The following is a 15,770-nucleotide window of genomic DNA, read 5'->3' as shown; positions in this document are numbered from 1 at the left end:
CCAGAACGCGCACGTCCACCATGAGCCACGCCCTTCCGCTGCAGCAGTACCTCCCGACCGCCAGCCCGCTCGCCTACGGCTGCATGGGCCTGGGCGGCCACTGGGACGACTCCCCGTTCACCGGCGCCCACGTCGACCACGCGCAGGCCGCCGTCGAGGCCGCGCTGGACATCGGCGTCACGCTGTTCGACCACGCCGACATCTACACCCGCGGCAAGGCCGAATCGGTCTTCGGCGAACTGTTCCGCCGCCAACCCTCGCTGCGCGACCGCATCGTGCTGCAGAGCAAGTGCGGCATCCGCTTCGCCGACGATGAAGGCCCGGGCCGCTACGACCTGTCCGGCGATTACATCGTCCAGGCAGTCGAAGCCAGCTTGAAGCGCCTGGGCACCGAACGTCTGGACATCCTGCTGCTGCATCGCCCGGATCCGCTGATGCAGCCGGCCGAGATCGCCGAAGCCTTCCAGCGACTGCGCGCGGCGCGCAAGGTCAGCCACTTCGGCGTGTCCAACATGAACGTCGGCCAGATGGCGTGGCTGGGGCGCGCGCTGGACCAGCCGCTGGTCGTGAACCAGCTGGAACTCGGCCTCGGCCATCTGGAGCCACTGGACGCGGGCACCTGCTTCAACGACCGCCAGGCCGCGGCACGCCCCGGCGCGCTGGCGTGGACCGGCACGCTCGAACATTGCCAGCAGCACGGCATCCAGCTGCAGGCCTGGGCCGCGCTGGCTCGCGGCCGCTTCAGCGGGGAAACCGCCCAGGACCCCGCCGACGAAGCCGCCCGCGTCCTGGTCCAGAAGCTGGCGCAGGAACACGGCGTGAGCAGCGAAGGCATCCTGCTGGCGTGGCTGATGAAGCATCCCGCCCGCATCCAGCCCGTCATCGGCTCGGCCAGCCCCGACCGCATCCGCGCCTGCGGCGATGCGTTGAAGGTCCAGCTCAGCCGCAACGAGTGGTATGCGCTGTACGTGGCGGCGCGTGGTGCGCCCTTGCCCTGAGGATCAGAACGCGACGCTGAGCTCGGTCACGAGCGCCGCCGCGCCGATCTCGCGCACGGCGGCGAAGTTCTGGCCCGACCACAGCGGCGAGAAGTCACCGCTGCCCTGCGCCTCGGCCTTCGCGCGCAGCGGCGCGACGCTGGACGTCGCCAGCGGGAACTGCGGCGCCGCCTCGTTCAACGGGCCGACCTCGCGCATGTAGCGATTGACGATGCCGCGCGCCGGACGACCCGTGAAGAGATTCGTCACCGCCGTGTGGTGATTCGCCGGATCGCGCAGCGCCGCCCGATGCGGCGCGCTCGTCGTCGCTTCATCGCACAGCAGGAAGGCCGTGCCCAGTTGAACCGCCGACGCTCCCAGCGCCAGCGCCGCGCGGATGCCGCGCACATCGGCGATGCCGCCCGCCGCGATCACCGGCACCCTCACCGCGCGCACGATCTGCGGCAGCAAGGCCATCGTGCCCGGCTGCCGCGTCAGGTCGTCGCTGAGGAAATGGCCCCGATGCCCCCCCGCCTCCCAGCCCTGCGCGATCACGCCGTCGGCGCCGTGCGCCTCCAGCCAGCGGGCCTCGTCGACCGTGGTCGCGCTGCCCAGCACCAGACTGCCCCAGCCCTTCACACGGGCGACCAACGCCGGCGACGGCAGTCCGAAATGGAAGCTCATCACCGGCGGCTTGAACGGCTCGACCAGATCGGCGATCTCCACCGTGAACGGCGCTCGCCCGGGACCGGCCTTGATCTGCGCGGGATCGATGCCGAACTCGGCGTAGTACGGGCCGAGCCGGTCGCGCCAGCGCGACTCGCGCGCCTCGTCCGGCGTCGGCGAGGCATGGGCGAAGAAGTTGACGTTGAACGGCTTGTCCGTCCCGTCGCGCAACGCCTTCAGCTCCTGCTGGAGCGTTTCCGGCGTCAGCATCGCCGCGGGCAGCGAGCCGAGCCCGCCGGCATTGCTCACCGCGAGCGCCAGCCGCGCGTCCTGCACGCCGGCCATCGGCGCCTGGATCAGCGGCAGCCGGGTGCCGAGGAAGAAGGGAGCGAACGGCGCGCTGGAGAGGGACATGGCGGCGGATCCTGGACTCGAACAGACGGGTCCCGATGATCGCGCAAGGTCGATGTCCCTGTCAGGCCGTGGGCTCACACCTCACTTGCAGGTGAAGCTCTTCGCGTTCACTTCCTTGACGTTGCCCGCGCCGCAGGTGGCGGTGGCCTGCTCGCTCATCTTGCGGACGTCTTCCATGCGCTGGGTGTTGGCCTCGGTGCTGTTGGGCGCGATGACGCAGCCGGTGGACAGGACGGCCGCGGCCCCGGCAAGCAGCGTGGTCATCGAGCGGGCAACAGCGGTGGAGCGGATGGTCATGGTGAGTTCCCTCGGAAGTTGAGATCGAGGCGCAGTCTAGGCAGCCACGCGCACGGCGGATGTCGCTGCGACAGTCCGTCATGCGGACGGGATGAACGGCACGGGGGTGCGATGCACCGGAGGACGAGGGCGGGAACCGTCTCGACGACACGAGCACTCTCCTCAGGATGTCCCTTCGATCAGGGGCCGTGCGCATGTCGCGCATTACCCCCGTTCACACGCGCTTGACGAAGGACCGCTACGCTGCGCGTCTCGTCCTGCGGTCCAGCGGGGCGATCCAGGAGTTGCCGTGACTGACCTTCGTTCGATCCAGCGCCCTGCGACCGCGGCCCGCGCCGTGGTCGCGGTGGCGGTCCTGTGCGCGCTGCTGAGCGCCTGCGGGTCGGACTCGACCGGGCGCAAGCCCGAGATGACCGCCCATGAAACCGCGCAGCACGACCGCTGCGTCGCGCTGCTGCGTCCGATGCTGCACGGCCAGCCGGTGCGTTCGACGGCCGTCGAGCACGGTGCGCAGGGCCTCGATTACGTCTGGGTGAACGCCGAGGTCCATGACGACGACGACGACCTGGACCGTCGACTCGCCAAGGGCACGAAGCTGGGCGGTCATTGCCAGTTCGAGGCCGGCGGCGAGGCCGTGCATCTGCATGTCTACGCGCTGGACGACGAGGCCGAGCAGGCGCCGGCCCCCCAATACCGCTACGTCGCCGGTCCGCGCGGCGCGATGATGGCCGCCGGCGCGCACTGACGGCAGCGATCGGCGGCCCGCGCGCCGGCCGACGCGCCGGTTCAGCGGATACTGCCGGATCCCTCGACTCGCGGGAGCGCGCTTGGCTGCCCCTTCCGATCCCCCGGTTTTCCCAGAGCCCCCGGATTCCGCAGATGCCCCGGATTCCGCAGATGCCCCGGATGCCCCGGAGCCTTCCATGGGCCCCGAGCTGCCGCCGTTCCTGTCGGGCGGCGGCGAGATCGCGTCGCTGATCGCCGCTTTCGACTGGGGCGCGACCGCGCTGGGCCCGCTGGACGCGTGGCCCGACCACGTCCGTCATGCGACGGCGCTGATGCTGCGCGCGCGCACGCCGATCGTGATGCTGTGGCACGAGCCCGGCGTGATGATCTACAACGATGCCTACGGCGTGTTCGCCGGCGCGCGGCATCCGCGTCTGCTCGGCAGCAACGTGCGCGAGGGTTGGCCCGAGGTGGCCGACTTCAACGACAACGTCATGCGCGTCGGCCTGGCGGGCGGCACGCTGCACTACGAAGACCAGGAGCTGGTCCTGCACCGCCCGGGACTGCCGGCGCGCGCATGGCTGAACCTCGACTATTCGCCGCTGCTGGACGACGAGGGTCGACCGGCGGGGGTGATGGCCATCGTCGTCGAGACCACCGGCAAGGTGATGGCCGAGCGCCGCGTGCGCGGCGAACGCGAACGGCTCAGCCAGCTCTTCGAGCAGGCCCCCAGCTTCATGGCCGTGCTGGCCGGTCCCGAGCATCGCTTCGAGACCGTCAATCCCGCCTACCTGCGCCTGATCGGCGGCCGCGACGTGGTCGGCCGCAGCGTCGCAGAGGCGCTGCCCGACGCGGCGGCGCAGGGCTACGTGACGCTGCTGGACGACGTGTACGCCACCGGACGGGCCTACACGGCACATGCGGCCCAGTTCATCGCCGACACCGCCGACGGCCAGTCCGAAGAACACTTCCTGGACTTCGTGTACCAGCCGATCCGCGACGACAGCGGCGCCGTCACGCACATCTTCGTCGAGGGCGTCGACGTCACCGCGCGCGTGCGCGCCGAGCGGCGGGGCGCCGCGCTCGCCGGACTGAGCGAGCGGCTGCGCGAGCTCGGCTCGCCGGCAAGCATCGGTTTCGCCTCGGCGCAGATGCTGGGGATGATGCTGACCGCGACACGGGCCGGCTACTGCACCGTCGATCATGAGACGGAGACGGTGCGCATCGAACGCGACTGGCGCCGCGGCGGCCTCGACAGCCTCACCGGCCAGCGCCGCTTCCGCGATTACGGCAGCTTCGTGGACCAGCTCAAGCGCGAAGAGGTGGTCGAGATCGTCGATGTCCACGCGGATGCGCGCACGCGCGACCATCGCGACCGGTTCGATGCGATGCACGTGCGATCCATCGTCAACGTGCCGGTGCTGGAGCAGGGCCGGCTCGTCGCGCTGCTGTTCGTGCACGATGAAACGCCGCGCACCTGGACCGCCGACGAGGTCGGGCTGATCCGCGAGACGGCGCACCGCACGCGCGTCGCGGTCGAACGGGCCCGTCACCAGGCGTTGGCCCAGGAGCGGGAGGAGCGGTTGCTGCGTTCGGACCGTCGCAAGGACGAGTTCCTCGCGACGCTGGCGCACGAGCTGCGCAATCCGCTGGCGCCGATCCGCAACGCGGTGCACCTGCTCGCCGCCGCCGATCGCGAGGACCGCTTCACCGGCATCCGCGAACTGCTGGAGCGTCAGGTGAACCACATGGTGCGGCTGGTCGACGACCTGCTGGAGGTCTCGCGCATCAGCCGCGGCCTGATCACGCTGCGGCATGAGCCGGTGAATCTGAGCGGCGTCGTCGACGCGGCGGTGGAGAGCAGCCGCCCGCTGATCGATCGCGAGGGACACCGGCTCACGCTGCGCTTCGACGGCCCCGCGCCGTGGGTGCAGGGCGACCCGGTGCGGCTCACGCAGCTGCTGGTGAACCTGCTGAACAACGCGGCGCGCTACACCGACGCGGGCGGCCGCATCGACGTGCACATCGCGCGCGATGCCGGCGACGCCGTCCTGACCGTGACCGACAACGGCATCGGCATCTCGGCCGAACAGCTGCCGCAGTTGTTCGAACTGTTCTCGCAGCTGGATCGCTCCCACAGCCGCTCGCAGGGCGGGCTCGGCATCGGACTGAGCCTGTCGCAGACGCTGGCCCGCCTGCACGGCGGACAACTCACCGCGACCAGCGACGGACCGGGACGGGGCAGCAGCTTCCAGCTGCGGCTGCCGGAGATCGCCGCCGCGGTGGCGGGTGTGCCGGCTCCCGTCCAGGAGGACGCGCCGCTGAACGCGCGCCTGCTGCTGGTCGACGACAACCGCGACGCCGCCGACACGACGGCGGAACTGCTGCGGCTGATGGGCGCGGAGGTGGCGGTGGCCTACGACGGGCCGTCGGCGCTGGGCGCGGTGCGCCAGCTGCGGCCCGACGCGATCCTCCTGGACATCGGCATGCCCGACATGGACGGCCACGAGGTCGCCCGCCGCCTGCGCGCGATGGCCGACGACATCGGCCGTCCGCGCCTGATCGCGCTGACCGGCTGGGGCCAGGAGCAGGACCGGGAGAAGACGCGCGAGGCCGGCTTCGACGACCACATGGTCAAGCCGGTCGATGTCGACGAACTGAAGGCCGCGTTGATGGCCGGTCGGCCGTCGTCGAGGACGACAACAAAGACGACGACGGCGACGACGACGAACCGAACGGAATGACCATGCTGCTGCGCATCCATCACACCGCGATCATCTGCGCCGACTACGCGCGCTCGCGGCGCTTCTACACCGAGGTCCTCGGCCTGCGCGTGATCGCGGAGACCTATCGCGAGGCGCGACGCTCCTACAAGCTGGACCTGGCGCTGCCCGACGGCGGGCAGATCGAGCTCTTCAGCTTTCCCGACGCGCCGCCGCGGCCCTCGTACCCGGAGGCGCAGGGCCTGCGCCATCTGGCCTTCGAGGTCGACGACGTCGAGGTCGGCAAGCGCGAGCTCGAAGCCCAGGGCGTCGCCGTGGAGCCGGTGCGCGTCGACGAGCTCACCGGCAAGCGCTTCACCTTCTTCGCGGATCCGGACGGGCTGCCGCTGGAGCTGTACGAGCGCTGAGAACCGGGATCAGTTCAACCGGTAGTTCAGGCGCAGCCAGGTGACGGTGCCTTCGGGGCGGTTGCGCACCGAGAACTCCTTCATCACCTTGAAGTCGACGCCCCACTCGCCGCTCTCCGCCAGGTAGGCGATCAGCGGGCCGGCCGACAGCGCCTGCACCTTGTTGGCGCCGGCTGCGCCGCCGCTGTCGGCGGTGAACTGCTTGAGCACGTAGCCCTGCACGCCGACCTTCCACTGGTCGTTGACGTTGTAGGTGCCGGACCAGTCCGCATGCAGGTACTGGCCGGAGCGCACGCCGGTGTCGTCGTTGCGCGTGTTGAAGGAGTAGGTCGCGCGCAGGCCGACGGCGAAGCCGTTCTCCCACACGCGCGAAGCCACCAGCAGCGGCTTGAAGGTCCAGTACTTGCCCGCGCCCGGATTGACCGCGCGGCTCGCGTCGTACGAGCCCATCGGCGGGTTGAAGGCGACGCCGAGCGCGACGCGCGATTCGTCCTGCTGCCAGTCGATGTAGGCGGCGATTTCCGGATCGGCCAGTCCGCTGCGCGTGCCCGACAGCGCGCCGCCGGCGGCGGACAGCTGCTGGTTGATCTGCGCCACGGCGGTCGGCGGCAGGCCGGCCGGCAGCACCGTCGTCAGCGTGAAGTCGTTGGTCTGCTTGACCAGCGGCAACGCGGCGGAGAAGCCCAGACGGCCGTCCATCACGATCTTCTCGGTGACCCAGGTGATGCGCGGCACGAAGACGTCGGCCTTGATCGAGCCGTTCACCGTCAGCGGCAGCGTGCCGACGCCCGGGATGGTCAGCGAGCGCGTGGGCGTGTTGCCGTCGGCGTCGCGCAGCTTGTCGGCCTCGTAGTGCTGGTACCAGGTCTGAAGGTAGACGCCGGGGAACTGCGGCGTCGAGATCTCATAGGACGGCGCGCCGAGCAGCGCGCGCACCTGGCTGTTCTCGGTGGCGTGCGCGGTGCCGACGAGGGCGGTCAGGGTGACGAGGGCGGCGGCGGTCGCGGACTTGCGATCGCGGAGAAGGTCGATGGACACGGGGATGCCTCCGGGGAGTTCTGGATTTTCGAATCGGGGCGCATCGTGCCAGCGGAAGGGGCCGGGGCTTGTGCCATTCGTCACATCGGGCCTCGGATTAGAGGCACGGCCCCAGATTCCGGGGCTGACGCGCCACATACCGCCGCGCTTTAATCCGGTCCGCACCGCGTCCCGCGATTGCCGTCACCATCGGCTCGAACTCGCGACGCCACGAGCCACGCCACTTCTTCGCCACCGCGCCCGGTCGGCTCGCGGCTCAATCCCACAACACGACGCGCCCCTGCGAGGAGACTTCCCCATGCAACGTTCCACCTTCATCCGCTCCGTGCGGAACGCCCTGTTCATCGGCATCGCCGCGATGTCCTCCTTCGCCTTCGCGGCGGAGGTGGAGCTCGAGGGCTTCAAGTTCCAGGACACCGCGCTGCTGCACAACCAGACGCTGGTGCTGAACGGCGCCGCGACATCGAGCATCCTGTCGACGCGCTCGACGGCCGTCGCCTTCTACCTGCCGAAGAAGCAGACGACGATGGAAGCCGCGGTCGCCGAGAAGGGCGCGAAACGCATCACCTTCTACATGATGCGCGACGTGTCCTCGCGCGACCTGGCCAACGCGATGCTGGACCGCATCCGCCAGAACGCGGCGGAGGAGTTCTCCAAGAACATCATCCAGACCGCGCAACTGGGCGTGGTCTTCGGCAACCGCGCGAAGCTGCTCAAGGGCGAGCTGGTCACCATCGACTACGACCCCGCGAAGCAGACGACCGAGTTCAGCGTCAACGGGGCGAAGGTGGGCGACACCATCCAGGGCGAGAGCTTCTTCCCGATGATGATGAAGGTCTGGATCGGCCCCAAGGTCCGCGGCAGCACGCGCGACGGCCTGCTGGGGATCGCGCCGCCGAAGTGATCGCCGGACACAGGAGGGGCGGCCTGAGCGCTTTCAGCGCCGTCAGCGCTCAGTAGTCCAGCTTCGGATACCAGCTCGTCCCGCGCCCGCCGGGGGTCAGGTCGAGCACGTTCCACAGCGGCGCGATCTCCGGCGCGCCGTGCGCGTCCTGGCCGGGGTCCTCGGTGCCGCCGCTCTCGGCGCTCCAGAAGTGGAAGACCTTGTCGCCGCGCCGCACCCACACGGTCAGCGCGGGGTACTCGAATCCCTTGTCGTCGATCAGCTTGAAGGTGGTCGTGAACTGATCGCCGACGAGCTGGAAGAAGCGCAGGTTGCGCCATCCGCGTTCGCGTGCGAAGGCGAGCTGCCGCGATACCGGCGAGCGACCCAGCACCGCGACGGCGACGCGTTGATCGAGATCGCGCATCGGGATGTCCAGCGAGCCCAGGAAGGACGTGCACATCGGGCACGGCCGCTCCCGCTGCGGGCCGTACATCCAGAAATAGGTGACCAGCGTGTCGTGCCGGCCGAAGAGATCGGCCAGGCCGACGTCCTTTCCGTTCTCGTCGAGGAAGCGATAGGGCTCGGCTTCGCCGCCGAGCGGCAGCGCGCGACGTTGTTCCGCGACGCGCCAGAGATGCCGGCGAAGCTCCACCTCTTCGGCGAGCAGCGCCTCGCGCGCGGCTCGGTATTCTGGGCTGTCGCCTGGATACGGCTTCGCGTTCGCCTTGGCCAGGGACTTCGCGTCCTTCAACGCGGGCGTGGAGGACGACGCCTGCGAGGAGGCGGTGGACGGCTGCGCCATGAGAGGACTCCCAGGCCGACGGAAATCGGCGGCTCAAGGGTCCAGTCTGGGATGCGCGGCGTCGGACGCCTGTAGGCGTTCAGGCCGTCGATGCGTAGGACGTCGCGAGGACGGCGGCAATCGACCTTCCGCCGATCGGATCAGCGGCCGATCTGCTTCAGCGCGGCCTGCAGACCGGTGACGCCGCCGACGCGCTGGTCGTTGATGAAGACCTGCGGCATCTGGCGCACGGACGGGCCGCACTTCTCGTAGAAGGCCAGGCGCTCGGCCTCGTCGTCGATCAGGATCTCCTGATACTCGATCCCGCGGGCCTTGAGCAGACTCTTCGCCGTGTCGCATTGCGGGCAGGCGGACTTCGAATAGACGACGATCTTCAGTTCCATGGGCAGGAGTGTATTCGGGGCCCTTCCCACCTGCCGACCCGGGGTCTCCCTGACCTCCGGGGCCGCGGGGTCCTCGCCGCCCGTGACGGCAGCGTCGGCGCTTAAGCTCCGACCTCATGGACGCCCTGATCACCGCCGCCGCCCGCTTCCTCGCCGCCGGGGATGCGTTGAGCGCGCTGCAACGGGTCGCCTTGCGCGACGACCCGGCCGCGCTCGCGCTGCGCGGCATCGCGATGGCGCAGCTCGGCGAGCACGCGCGCGCTCGCGAACTGCTGCGTCAGGCCGCCAAGGTGTTCGGACCGAAAGAAGCCGTCGCCCGCGCGCGCTGCGTCGTCGCCGAAGCGGAGGTGGCGCTGGCGATGCGCGATCTCGGCGATCCGACGCGCCCATTGCTGCAGGCCGCCGCGACGCTGGACGCCCACGAGGATCGCGCCAACGCGCTGCAGGCTCGGCTGGTCGCCGCGAGGCGCCTGATCCTGCTGGGTCGCCTGGATCAGGCCGCCGACGCGCTGCCGGCGGAAGACGTCGCCGGTACGCCGCCCTTGCTGGCCGCGATGGTCGCGCTGGCCTCGGCGGAACTCGCGATGCGTGCCTTGCGCATCAGCGCCGCCCGGGCCGCCGTCGACCGGGCGCTGGTCGCCGCGCAACGAGCGGGCGTGGCGGCCCTGGTGGCGGAGGCGGACGATCTTCGCGCCTCGCTCGATCATCCCGCCGCGCGCCGCGTCGACGGCGGCCAGGCGAGGAGCTTGCGGCTGGAGGAGGTCGAGGCCCTGCTGTCCTCGCCGATGCTCGTCGTGGACGCCTGCCGGCGCACCATTCGCGGCGACGGGATCCATGTCGATCTCGCGCGTCGACCGGTGCTGTTCGCCCTCGCACGGGTGCTCGCCGAATCCTGGCCGGGCGACGCGGATCGGGCGACGCTCATCCTCCGCGCGTTCAGGACCCGGCATCCCGACGAGACGCATCGCGCGCGGCTGCGCGTCGAACTGGGCCGCCTGCGCGCATTGATCGAGTCCGTCGCCCGCATCGACGCGACACGCGAGGGCTTCGCGCTGCGCGTGGCGGACGGGCGCGCGGTCTGCCTGCTCGTGCCGCCGCTGGAAGGCGAGACCGCGTCGCTGGAGGCCTTGCTGGCCGACGGCGCGGCGTGGTCGACGTCGGCGCTCGCGATGGCGCTCGTCGCCAGCCAGCGGACGGTGCAACGCGCGCTCTCGGAACTCGAAGCGGCGGGCCGGGTGCGCGCGATCGGTCAGGCGCGCGCGAAGCGCTGGCTCGCGCCGCCGATGACGGGAATCGCGACGATCTTGTTACTCCCCGCTCCGCCGACGGCTGGATAGATTGAGGTCCATGCGGCGACGGTTTCGCCGTACAGGAGATGACGATGACTGCTTCCCGTACCGACGCAAGCCCTGACGCCTGCGATCCCCAGGCCGAGGCGCGCATGGCCTCCAACGCGCATCTGCCCGCGGCCCGCATGGCGGAGGTCGTGCGCGAATTCGGTCCCTACCCGGGCGCGCCCGCCGTCCACGGCGTGAGCCATGACGGCGACCGCGTCTGGGCCGCCACGGCGGCGGGCCTGCTGGCGATCGATCCCACCAGCGGAGAGGTCCAGCGCACGCTCCCGTGCGCCGCGGACGCCGGCACGGCCTTCGACGGCCGGCACCTCTATCAGATCGGCGATTCGCAGATCCAGAAGATCGATCCGCAGAGCGGTCGCGTCGTCGGCACCATTCCGGCGCCGTCGGGCCAGGGCAGCGATTCGGGACTCACCTGGGCGGAAGGGAGTCTGTGGGTCGGGCAGTACCGCGATCGCAAGATCGTCCAGATCGATCCGGAGACCGGCGCAGTGCGACGCACCATCGAGTCCAACCGCTTCGTCACCGGCGTGACCTGGGTGGACGGCGAGCTCTGGCACGGCACCTGGGAAGGCGATGAGAGCGAACTGCGTCGCGTGGATCCGGCCAACGGCGCCGTGATCGAACGGCTGGCCATGCCGGCGAACGTCGGCGTCAGCGGGTTGGAGTCCGATGGCGCAGGACTGTTCTATTGCGGCGGCGGGAACAGCGGCAAGGTGCGGGCGGTGCGGCGACCGAAGCATGCGTGAAGGTCGTCGTACTGTCACCACCCTCACCCCTAGCCTCTCCCGCAGTGCGGGAGAGGGGGCAAGACGGCCCGTGGTTTTGCGAGGGCTCAGCGCGCCTTGCCCAGATCCATCACCCAGTACTTGCTGTAGGTGTTGGACGCCGAGGCCGCAGGTCGGCAGGCAACGCCGACATCGACGAAGCTGGCCGACATCAGGTTGGCGCAATGGCCGGCGCTGTTGCGCCACGAGGTCATGGCCGACTCGACGGTGCCCTGCCCGGCGGCGATGTTCTCGCCCACGGCGGCCCAGGTGTAGCCCGCATTGGTGATGCGGGTGGAGAAGCTGCGGCCGTCCTGGCTGTCGTGGCTGAAGTAGTTCTTCGCGGCCATGTCGGTCGCATGGCCGTCGGCGGCCGCGGTCAGCTTGTCGTTCCAGACCACCGGCGCCACGGCGGGGAAGTTCCCTGCCGTGCCGCAGCTGGCGCCCGACGCGCGCAGCGCGTTGATGCGGGTCAGCAGGTCCTGCTTGAAGTTGGGCAGGTCGCAGGTCCCGGCGACGAGCGGCGGATCCGTCGGCCCGGGATTGGTCGGGTTGGTGGGGTTCGTCGGATTGGTGGGATCCGTGGGGGAAGTGGGCGTGACCGGGTCGGGCGTCGTCGGGGCATCGCCGCCCCCGCCGCCGCACGCACCCAGACCCAGCGCCAGGAGGGCGGCGACGATCATCGAAGTGGCGAAACGCCGGTGGGCCGGCTTGTTGGAGGGGACGTCCATCCCCCAATCTTAGGAAACGATTGGAGAAATTTCTGGAACCAAACGTAGCAGAGGGTCAGCGGGAGAGGCTGCCGACCCTGGCCGCGTAGCCAAATTGCCTACACCGTAGCCAATCTGCCTACGGCGGGCAGATGGCTTGCGGGGCCGCCCACCCTCCCGGGCGGCGGCCCCGCGTCCGCTCAGATCAGGTCGTAGCGGTCCAGGTTCATCACCCGGGTCCAGGCCTTGACGAAGTCGTTCACGAACACCTTCTCGCCGTCCTTGGACGCGTACACCTCGGACAGCGCCCGCAGCTGCGAGTTCGATCCGAAGACCAGGTCAGCCGTCGTCGCCGTCCACTTCGCGGCGCCCGAGGTGCGATCCCGGCCTTCGAGCACGGCTTCGTCGCCCGTCGACTTCTGCCACTTGGTCCGCATGTCCAGCAGGTTGACGAAGAAGTCGTTGCTCAAGGTCCCGGGCCGCGTGGTGAGTACCCCATGCTTGGTGTGGCCGACGTTGGTGTCGAGCACCCGCATCCCGCCGACGAGCGCCGTCAGTTCGGGCGCGCTCAGCGACAGCAGTTGTGCCTTGTCGATCAGCAGTTCGGCCGTGTGCTTGACGAGGTCCTTGCGGACGTAGTTCCGGAAGCCGTCGGCCGCGGGCTCCAGGTAGCCCATCGAATCGACGTCCGTCTGGTCCTGCGACGCGTCCGTGCGGCCCGCCGTGAACGGCACGACGACGTCATGCCCGCCCTGCTTCGCCGCCGCCTCGATGCCCGCGGAGCCGCCCAGCACGATCAGGTCGGCCAGCGAGATCTTCTTGCCGCCGGCCGCGGACGCGTTGAACTCCTTGCGCACCGTTTCCAGCTTGCTCAAGACCTTCTCGAGCTCGCTGGGCTGGTTCACCGGCCATTCCTTCTGCGGGGCGAGGCGGATCCGCGCGCCGTTGGCGCCGCCGCGCTTGTCGCCGCTGCGGAAGGTCGAGGCCGACGCCCAGGCCGTCGTCACCAGCTGCGACACGGTCAGGCCGCTGGCCAGCAGCTTGGCCTTCAGGTCCGTCACGTCCTTGTCGTCCACCAGCGGGTGATCGACCTTCGGTACCGGGTCTTGCCAGATCAGCTCTTCCTTGGGCACCAGCTTGCCGAGGTAGCGCGACAGCGGGCCCATGTCGCGGTGCGTCAGCTTGTACCAGGCGCGCGCGAACGCATCGGCCAGCTCGGCCGGGTTGTCCTTGAAGCGGCGGGAAATCTTCTCGTAGGCCGGGTCGACGCGCAGTGCGAGGTCGGCCGTCGTCATCATCGGCGCGTGCCTGCGGTTCTTGTCGTGCGCGTCGGGCACGGTACCCGCACCCGCGCCGCCCTTGGGCGTCCACTGGTGCGCGCCGGCGGGGCTCTTGGTCAGTTCCCACTCGAAGCCGAACAGCGTCTCGAAGTAGCTGTTGTCCCAGGTGATCGGCGTCGGCGTCCAGGCGCCCTCGATGCCGCTGGTGATGGTGTAGACGCCCATGCCCTCGCCGAACTTGTTCTTCCAGCCCAGGCCCTGGTCCTCGATGTCCCCGCCCTCGGGCATCGCGCCGACGTGATGGGCTTCGCCCGCGCCGTGCGCCTTGCCGAAGGTGTGGCCGCCCGCGACCAGCGCGACGGTCTCCTCGTCGTTCATCGCCATGCGCTTGAAGGTCTCGCGGATGTCGCGCGCCGACTTGGCCGGATCGGGGTTGCCGTTCGGACCTTCCGGGTTCACGTAGATCAGGCCCATCTGCACGGCGGCCAGCGGGTTCGCGAGGTCACGATCGCCGGCGTAGCGCTCGTCGCCGAGCCACGTGGTCTCCGGGCCCCAGAAGACGTCCGTCTCGGGCTCCCAGACGTCGGTGCGACCGCCGGCGAAACCGAAGGTCTTGAAGCCCATGGATTCCAGCGCGACGTTGCCGGCCAGGATCATCAGGTCGGCCCAGGACAGCTTGCGGCCGTACTTCTGCTTGATCGGCCAGAGCAGGCGGCGGGCCTTGTCGAGGTTGCCGTTGTCGGGCCAGCTGTTGAGCGGCGCGAAGCGCTGCGCGCCGGTGCCGGCGCCGCCTCGACCGTCCTGCACGCGGTAGGTGCCGGCCGAGTGCCAGGCCATGCGGATGAAGAACGGACCATAGTGCCCGTAGTCGGCGGGCCACCAGTCCTGGGAGTCGGTCATCAGCGCGTTCAGATCCTTGACGACGGCGTCGAGGTCGAGGGTCTGGAACTCATGCGCGTACTTGAAGTCCTCGCCCATCGGGTTGGTCTTGGACGAGTGCAGCGAGAGGATGGAGAGGTTGAGCTGCTCGGGCCACCAGTCGCGGTTGCCCTTGGTGCCGGCCACCGCGTGGTGGTGGGTGCCGCCCGAGAACGGGCACTTCGATTCGGATTCACCTGACATGTCTTCCTCCTGAGTTGAGCCTGGGGTTCGGTCCACTGTTCTGCCTTGCGGCGTGCGAGCGCGGACGAGTCTAGGACTCGCTCAGTCGGGACAGCAACAGTCGGGGTTTATCGGGGCGATAGTTTTCTTGTGCGCGACGATCCGTTCGAGATTGCGCCGGCGGTCACCCCGGTGCCACAATCCGCGCCTTTCCCCCTTTGGAGCCCCCCGTGGACAGTGCCCCCAGTCCTTTCGCGACGCGAGCCGGAACGGCCGCCGCACGACTGACGCGCTGACCGGCTCCGGTCGCGCGCGCCGCCGCGCGGCCCTTCCTTCTCCTGTCGCATCGATCGCCTTCCCGAGGCAACCGTCGCCCTTGTGCGACGACTCACCCGATCCGATCCATCGTGAAGCGCCTCGTCATCACCCGCCAATGGGGGTGCATGACAGTGCGCCCAGGAGTCCTTCATGCGCTTTTTCCTGCTGGTCCTGCTGACCGGCCCGCTGCTATCCGCTGCCTGCCTCGCCGCCGGCGGGCATCACGCCGTCGACGACGCCGCTACCGTCGACCCCGGTCAATGCAACCTCGAACTCTGGGCCGAACACTCGAACCTCGATCGTCGCCAGCGCCAGCACGCCGGTCTCGGCTGCAACCTGCTGGGTGCGGAAGCCGGCATCAACGCCGATCGGGAGACGTCCCGGTCGGCGTCGTCGCTCCATCTGCACGGCGTGCAGCTCAAGTGGGCGACCGCCTTGCAGCCCCAGCTCGCGATCGGCGTGGTCGCCGGGCTGGGGTGGCAAGACCAGACCCCGCGTTCGCAGCAGTCGCTGCTGGTGCCGGTGACCTGGACCCCGCGCGAGGACCTGGCGTTCCACCTGAACCTGGGACGTTCCCGATTGAAAGGCGGTGACGCCCGCACTCAGCGCGGCATCGCCGCCGAGTGGCAGATGAGCCCCGGCTGGCAGACGCTCGCCGAGTATTTCCACGATGGCGAACGGCCGTTGTCCCGGCTCGGCTTGCGTCGCACGCTGAGCGACCAGTTGACGGTGGACGTGAGCTACGCGAGAGCCGGCGCCGTGCGGACGCCGAAGGAGGGCTGGTGGACGATCGGCGCGAACTGGACTTTCGGCCAGTGAGCATGCCATTCGCGCATGAGTAAAGTCGCAGGTCGAGTAAGGCCATTGGGCAGACTCCGTCCGTCGTCAATCTGGAGGACAAGAATGTCGCTCCCCCCTGC

At 69.7% G+C, this 15,770-nt stretch carries 15 protein-coding genes; 8 read left to right on the top strand and 7 right to left on the bottom strand.

Annotation, left to right across the window (positions count from 1 at the left end):
* Nucleotides 1–20 precede the first annotated feature (20 nt).
* Complete coding sequence (locus PV762_RS23875; RefSeq protein WP_421037489.1) at nucleotides 21–998, top strand: aldo/keto reductase; 978 nt, start codon at nucleotides 21–23, stop codon at nucleotides 996–998.
* A 3-nt stretch (nucleotides 999–1,001) separates the two neighbouring features.
* Here the strand turns inward: PV762_RS23875 and PV762_RS23870 are convergent, their stop codons facing one another.
* Together PV762_RS23870 and PV762_RS23865 are read right to left on the bottom strand one after the other, a co-directional pair.
* A complete protein-coding gene (locus PV762_RS23870) occupies nucleotides 1,002–2,057 on the bottom strand; it encodes an NAD(P)H-dependent flavin oxidoreductase (RefSeq protein WP_421037487.1) in 1,056 nt (351 codons plus the stop codon).
* Between the two features lie 81 nt (nucleotides 2,058–2,138).
* Nucleotides 2,139–2,354, bottom strand: coding sequence for a hypothetical protein (locus PV762_RS23865; RefSeq protein WP_421037486.1), 216 nt, complete (start codon nucleotides 2,352–2,354; stop codon nucleotides 2,139–2,141).
* A 289-nt stretch (nucleotides 2,355–2,643) separates the two neighbouring features.
* Here PV762_RS23865 and PV762_RS23860 point away from each other — a divergent pair, with 289 nt between their 5' ends.
* The 3 genes from PV762_RS23860 to PV762_RS23850 all read left to right on the top strand — a co-directional run bounded on the left by PV762_RS23860 (nucleotide 2,644) and on the right by PV762_RS23850 (nucleotide 6,210).
* Nucleotides 2,644–3,099, top strand: a complete 456-nt coding sequence (locus PV762_RS23860; RefSeq protein WP_421037485.1) for a hypothetical protein — start codon at nucleotides 2,644–2,646, stop codon at nucleotides 3,097–3,099.
* 178 nt (nucleotides 3,100–3,277) lie between these two features.
* Nucleotides 3,278–5,824 (top strand): ATP-binding protein, encoded by a 2,547-nt coding sequence (locus PV762_RS23855; RefSeq protein ID WP_421037484.1) that lies wholly within the window; start codon nucleotides 3,278–3,280, stop codon nucleotides 5,822–5,824.
* A 2-nt stretch (nucleotides 5,825–5,826) separates the two neighbouring features.
* Complete coding sequence (locus tag PV762_RS23850) at nucleotides 5,827–6,210, top strand: VOC family protein (RefSeq protein WP_421037504.1); 384 nt, start codon at nucleotides 5,827–5,829, stop codon at nucleotides 6,208–6,210.
* Nucleotides 6,211–6,219: 9 nt separating this feature from the next.
* On the opposite strand, the gene PV762_RS23845 is transcribed toward PV762_RS23850, so the two are convergent.
* Nucleotides 6,220–7,248 carry a SphA family protein gene (locus PV762_RS23845; protein ID WP_421037483.1) on the bottom strand — a complete coding sequence of 343 codons (1,029 nt, stop codon included), beginning with the start codon at nucleotides 7,246–7,248 and terminating at the stop codon, nucleotides 6,220–6,222.
* Between the two features lie 298 nt (nucleotides 7,249–7,546).
* Here PV762_RS23845 and PV762_RS23840 point away from each other — a divergent pair, with 298 nt between their 5' ends.
* Nucleotides 7,547–8,152 (top strand): chalcone isomerase family protein, encoded by a 606-nt coding sequence (locus tag PV762_RS23840; protein ID WP_421037482.1) that lies wholly within the window; start codon nucleotides 7,547–7,549, stop codon nucleotides 8,150–8,152.
* Nucleotides 8,153–8,201: 49 nt separating this feature from the next.
* Here PV762_RS23840 and PV762_RS23835 read toward each other — a convergent pair whose 3' ends face one another.
* Both PV762_RS23835 and PV762_RS23830 read right to left on the bottom strand, forming a co-directional pair.
* The gene (locus PV762_RS23835; protein ID WP_421037481.1) at nucleotides 8,202–8,936 is read right to left on the bottom strand and encodes a DUF899 family protein; all 735 of its coding nucleotides are present in this window, start codon (nucleotides 8,934–8,936) and stop codon (nucleotides 8,202–8,204) included.
* Nucleotides 8,937–9,076: 140 nt separating this feature from the next.
* Nucleotides 9,077–9,319 (bottom strand): glutaredoxin family protein, encoded by a 243-nt coding sequence (locus PV762_RS23830; RefSeq protein WP_421037480.1) that lies wholly within the window; start codon nucleotides 9,317–9,319, stop codon nucleotides 9,077–9,079.
* A 116-nt stretch (nucleotides 9,320–9,435) separates the two neighbouring features.
* On the opposite strand from PV762_RS23830, the gene PV762_RS23825 reads away from it, so the two are divergent.
* Together PV762_RS23825 and PV762_RS23820 are read left to right on the top strand one after the other, a co-directional pair.
* A complete protein-coding gene (locus tag PV762_RS23825; RefSeq protein ID WP_421037478.1) occupies nucleotides 9,436–10,656 on the top strand; it encodes a helix-turn-helix domain-containing protein in 1,221 nt (406 codons plus the stop codon).
* A 104-nt stretch (nucleotides 10,657–10,760) separates the two neighbouring features.
* A complete protein-coding gene (locus tag PV762_RS23820) occupies nucleotides 10,761–11,423 on the top strand; it encodes a hypothetical protein (protein WP_421037503.1) in 663 nt (220 codons plus the stop codon).
* 86 nt (nucleotides 11,424–11,509) lie between these two features.
* On the opposite strand, the gene PV762_RS23815 is transcribed toward PV762_RS23820, so the two are convergent.
* A complete protein-coding gene (locus PV762_RS23815; RefSeq protein WP_421037477.1) occupies nucleotides 11,510–12,172 on the bottom strand; it encodes a CAP domain-containing protein in 663 nt (220 codons plus the stop codon).
* A 179-nt stretch (nucleotides 12,173–12,351) separates the two neighbouring features.
* A complete protein-coding gene (gene katG / locus PV762_RS23810) occupies nucleotides 12,352–14,553 on the bottom strand; it encodes a catalase/peroxidase HPI (protein WP_421037476.1) in 2,202 nt (733 codons plus the stop codon).
* A 447-nt stretch (nucleotides 14,554–15,000) separates the two neighbouring features.
* Here katG and PV762_RS23805 point away from each other — a divergent pair, with 447 nt between their 5' ends.
* Nucleotides 15,001–15,669, top strand: coding sequence for a hypothetical protein (locus PV762_RS23805; protein ID WP_421037475.1), 669 nt, complete (start codon nucleotides 15,001–15,003; stop codon nucleotides 15,667–15,669).
* Nucleotides 15,670–15,770: the final 101 nt, after the last annotated feature.

The sequence above is a fragment of the Mitsuaria sp. CC2 genome (assembly GCF_048957715.1).
GTDB lineage: Bacteria > Pseudomonadota > Gammaproteobacteria > Burkholderiales > Burkholderiaceae_C > Roseateles.
This window is presented reverse-complemented; position numbering and strand designations above follow the sequence as displayed.

Bases quoted from the DNA above. Each gene is read 5' to 3' on its own strand.
- PV762_RS23875 (WP_421037489.1), top strand. From the start codon at position 21: ATGAGCCACGCCCTTCCGCTGCAGCAGTACCTCCCGACCGCCAGCCCG.
- PV762_RS23870 (WP_421037487.1), bottom strand. From the start codon at position 2,057: ATGTCCCTCTCCAGCGCGCCGTTCGCTCCCTTCTTCCTCGGCACCCGG.
- PV762_RS23865 (WP_421037486.1), bottom strand. From the start codon at position 2,354: ATGACCATCCGCTCCACCGCTGTTGCCCGCTCGATGACCACGCTGCTT.
- PV762_RS23855 (WP_421037484.1), top strand. From the start codon at position 3,278: ATGGGCCCCGAGCTGCCGCCGTTCCTGTCGGGCGGCGGCGAGATCGCG.
- PV762_RS23850 (WP_421037504.1), top strand. From the start codon at position 5,827: ATGCTGCTGCGCATCCATCACACCGCGATCATCTGCGCCGACTACGCG.
- PV762_RS23840 (WP_421037482.1), top strand. From the start codon at position 7,547: ATGCAACGTTCCACCTTCATCCGCTCCGTGCGGAACGCCCTGTTCATC.
- PV762_RS23835 (WP_421037481.1), bottom strand. From the start codon at position 8,936: ATGGCGCAGCCGTCCACCGCCTCCTCGCAGGCGTCGTCCTCCACGCCC.
- PV762_RS23830 (WP_421037480.1), bottom strand. From the start codon at position 9,319: ATGGAACTGAAGATCGTCGTCTATTCGAAGTCCGCCTGCCCGCAATGC.
- PV762_RS23825 (WP_421037478.1), top strand. From the start codon at position 9,436: ATGGACGCCCTGATCACCGCCGCCGCCCGCTTCCTCGCCGCCGGGGAT.
- PV762_RS23820 (WP_421037503.1), top strand. From the start codon at position 10,761: ATGGCCTCCAACGCGCATCTGCCCGCGGCCCGCATGGCGGAGGTCGTG.
- PV762_RS23815 (WP_421037477.1), bottom strand. From the start codon at position 12,172: ATGGACGTCCCCTCCAACAAGCCGGCCCACCGGCGTTTCGCCACTTCG.
- katG (WP_421037476.1), bottom strand. From the start codon at position 14,553: ATGTCAGGTGAATCCGAATCGAAGTGCCCGTTCTCGGGCGGCACCCAC.
- PV762_RS23805 (WP_421037475.1), top strand. From the start codon at position 15,001: ATGCGCTTTTTCCTGCTGGTCCTGCTGACCGGCCCGCTGCTATCCGCT.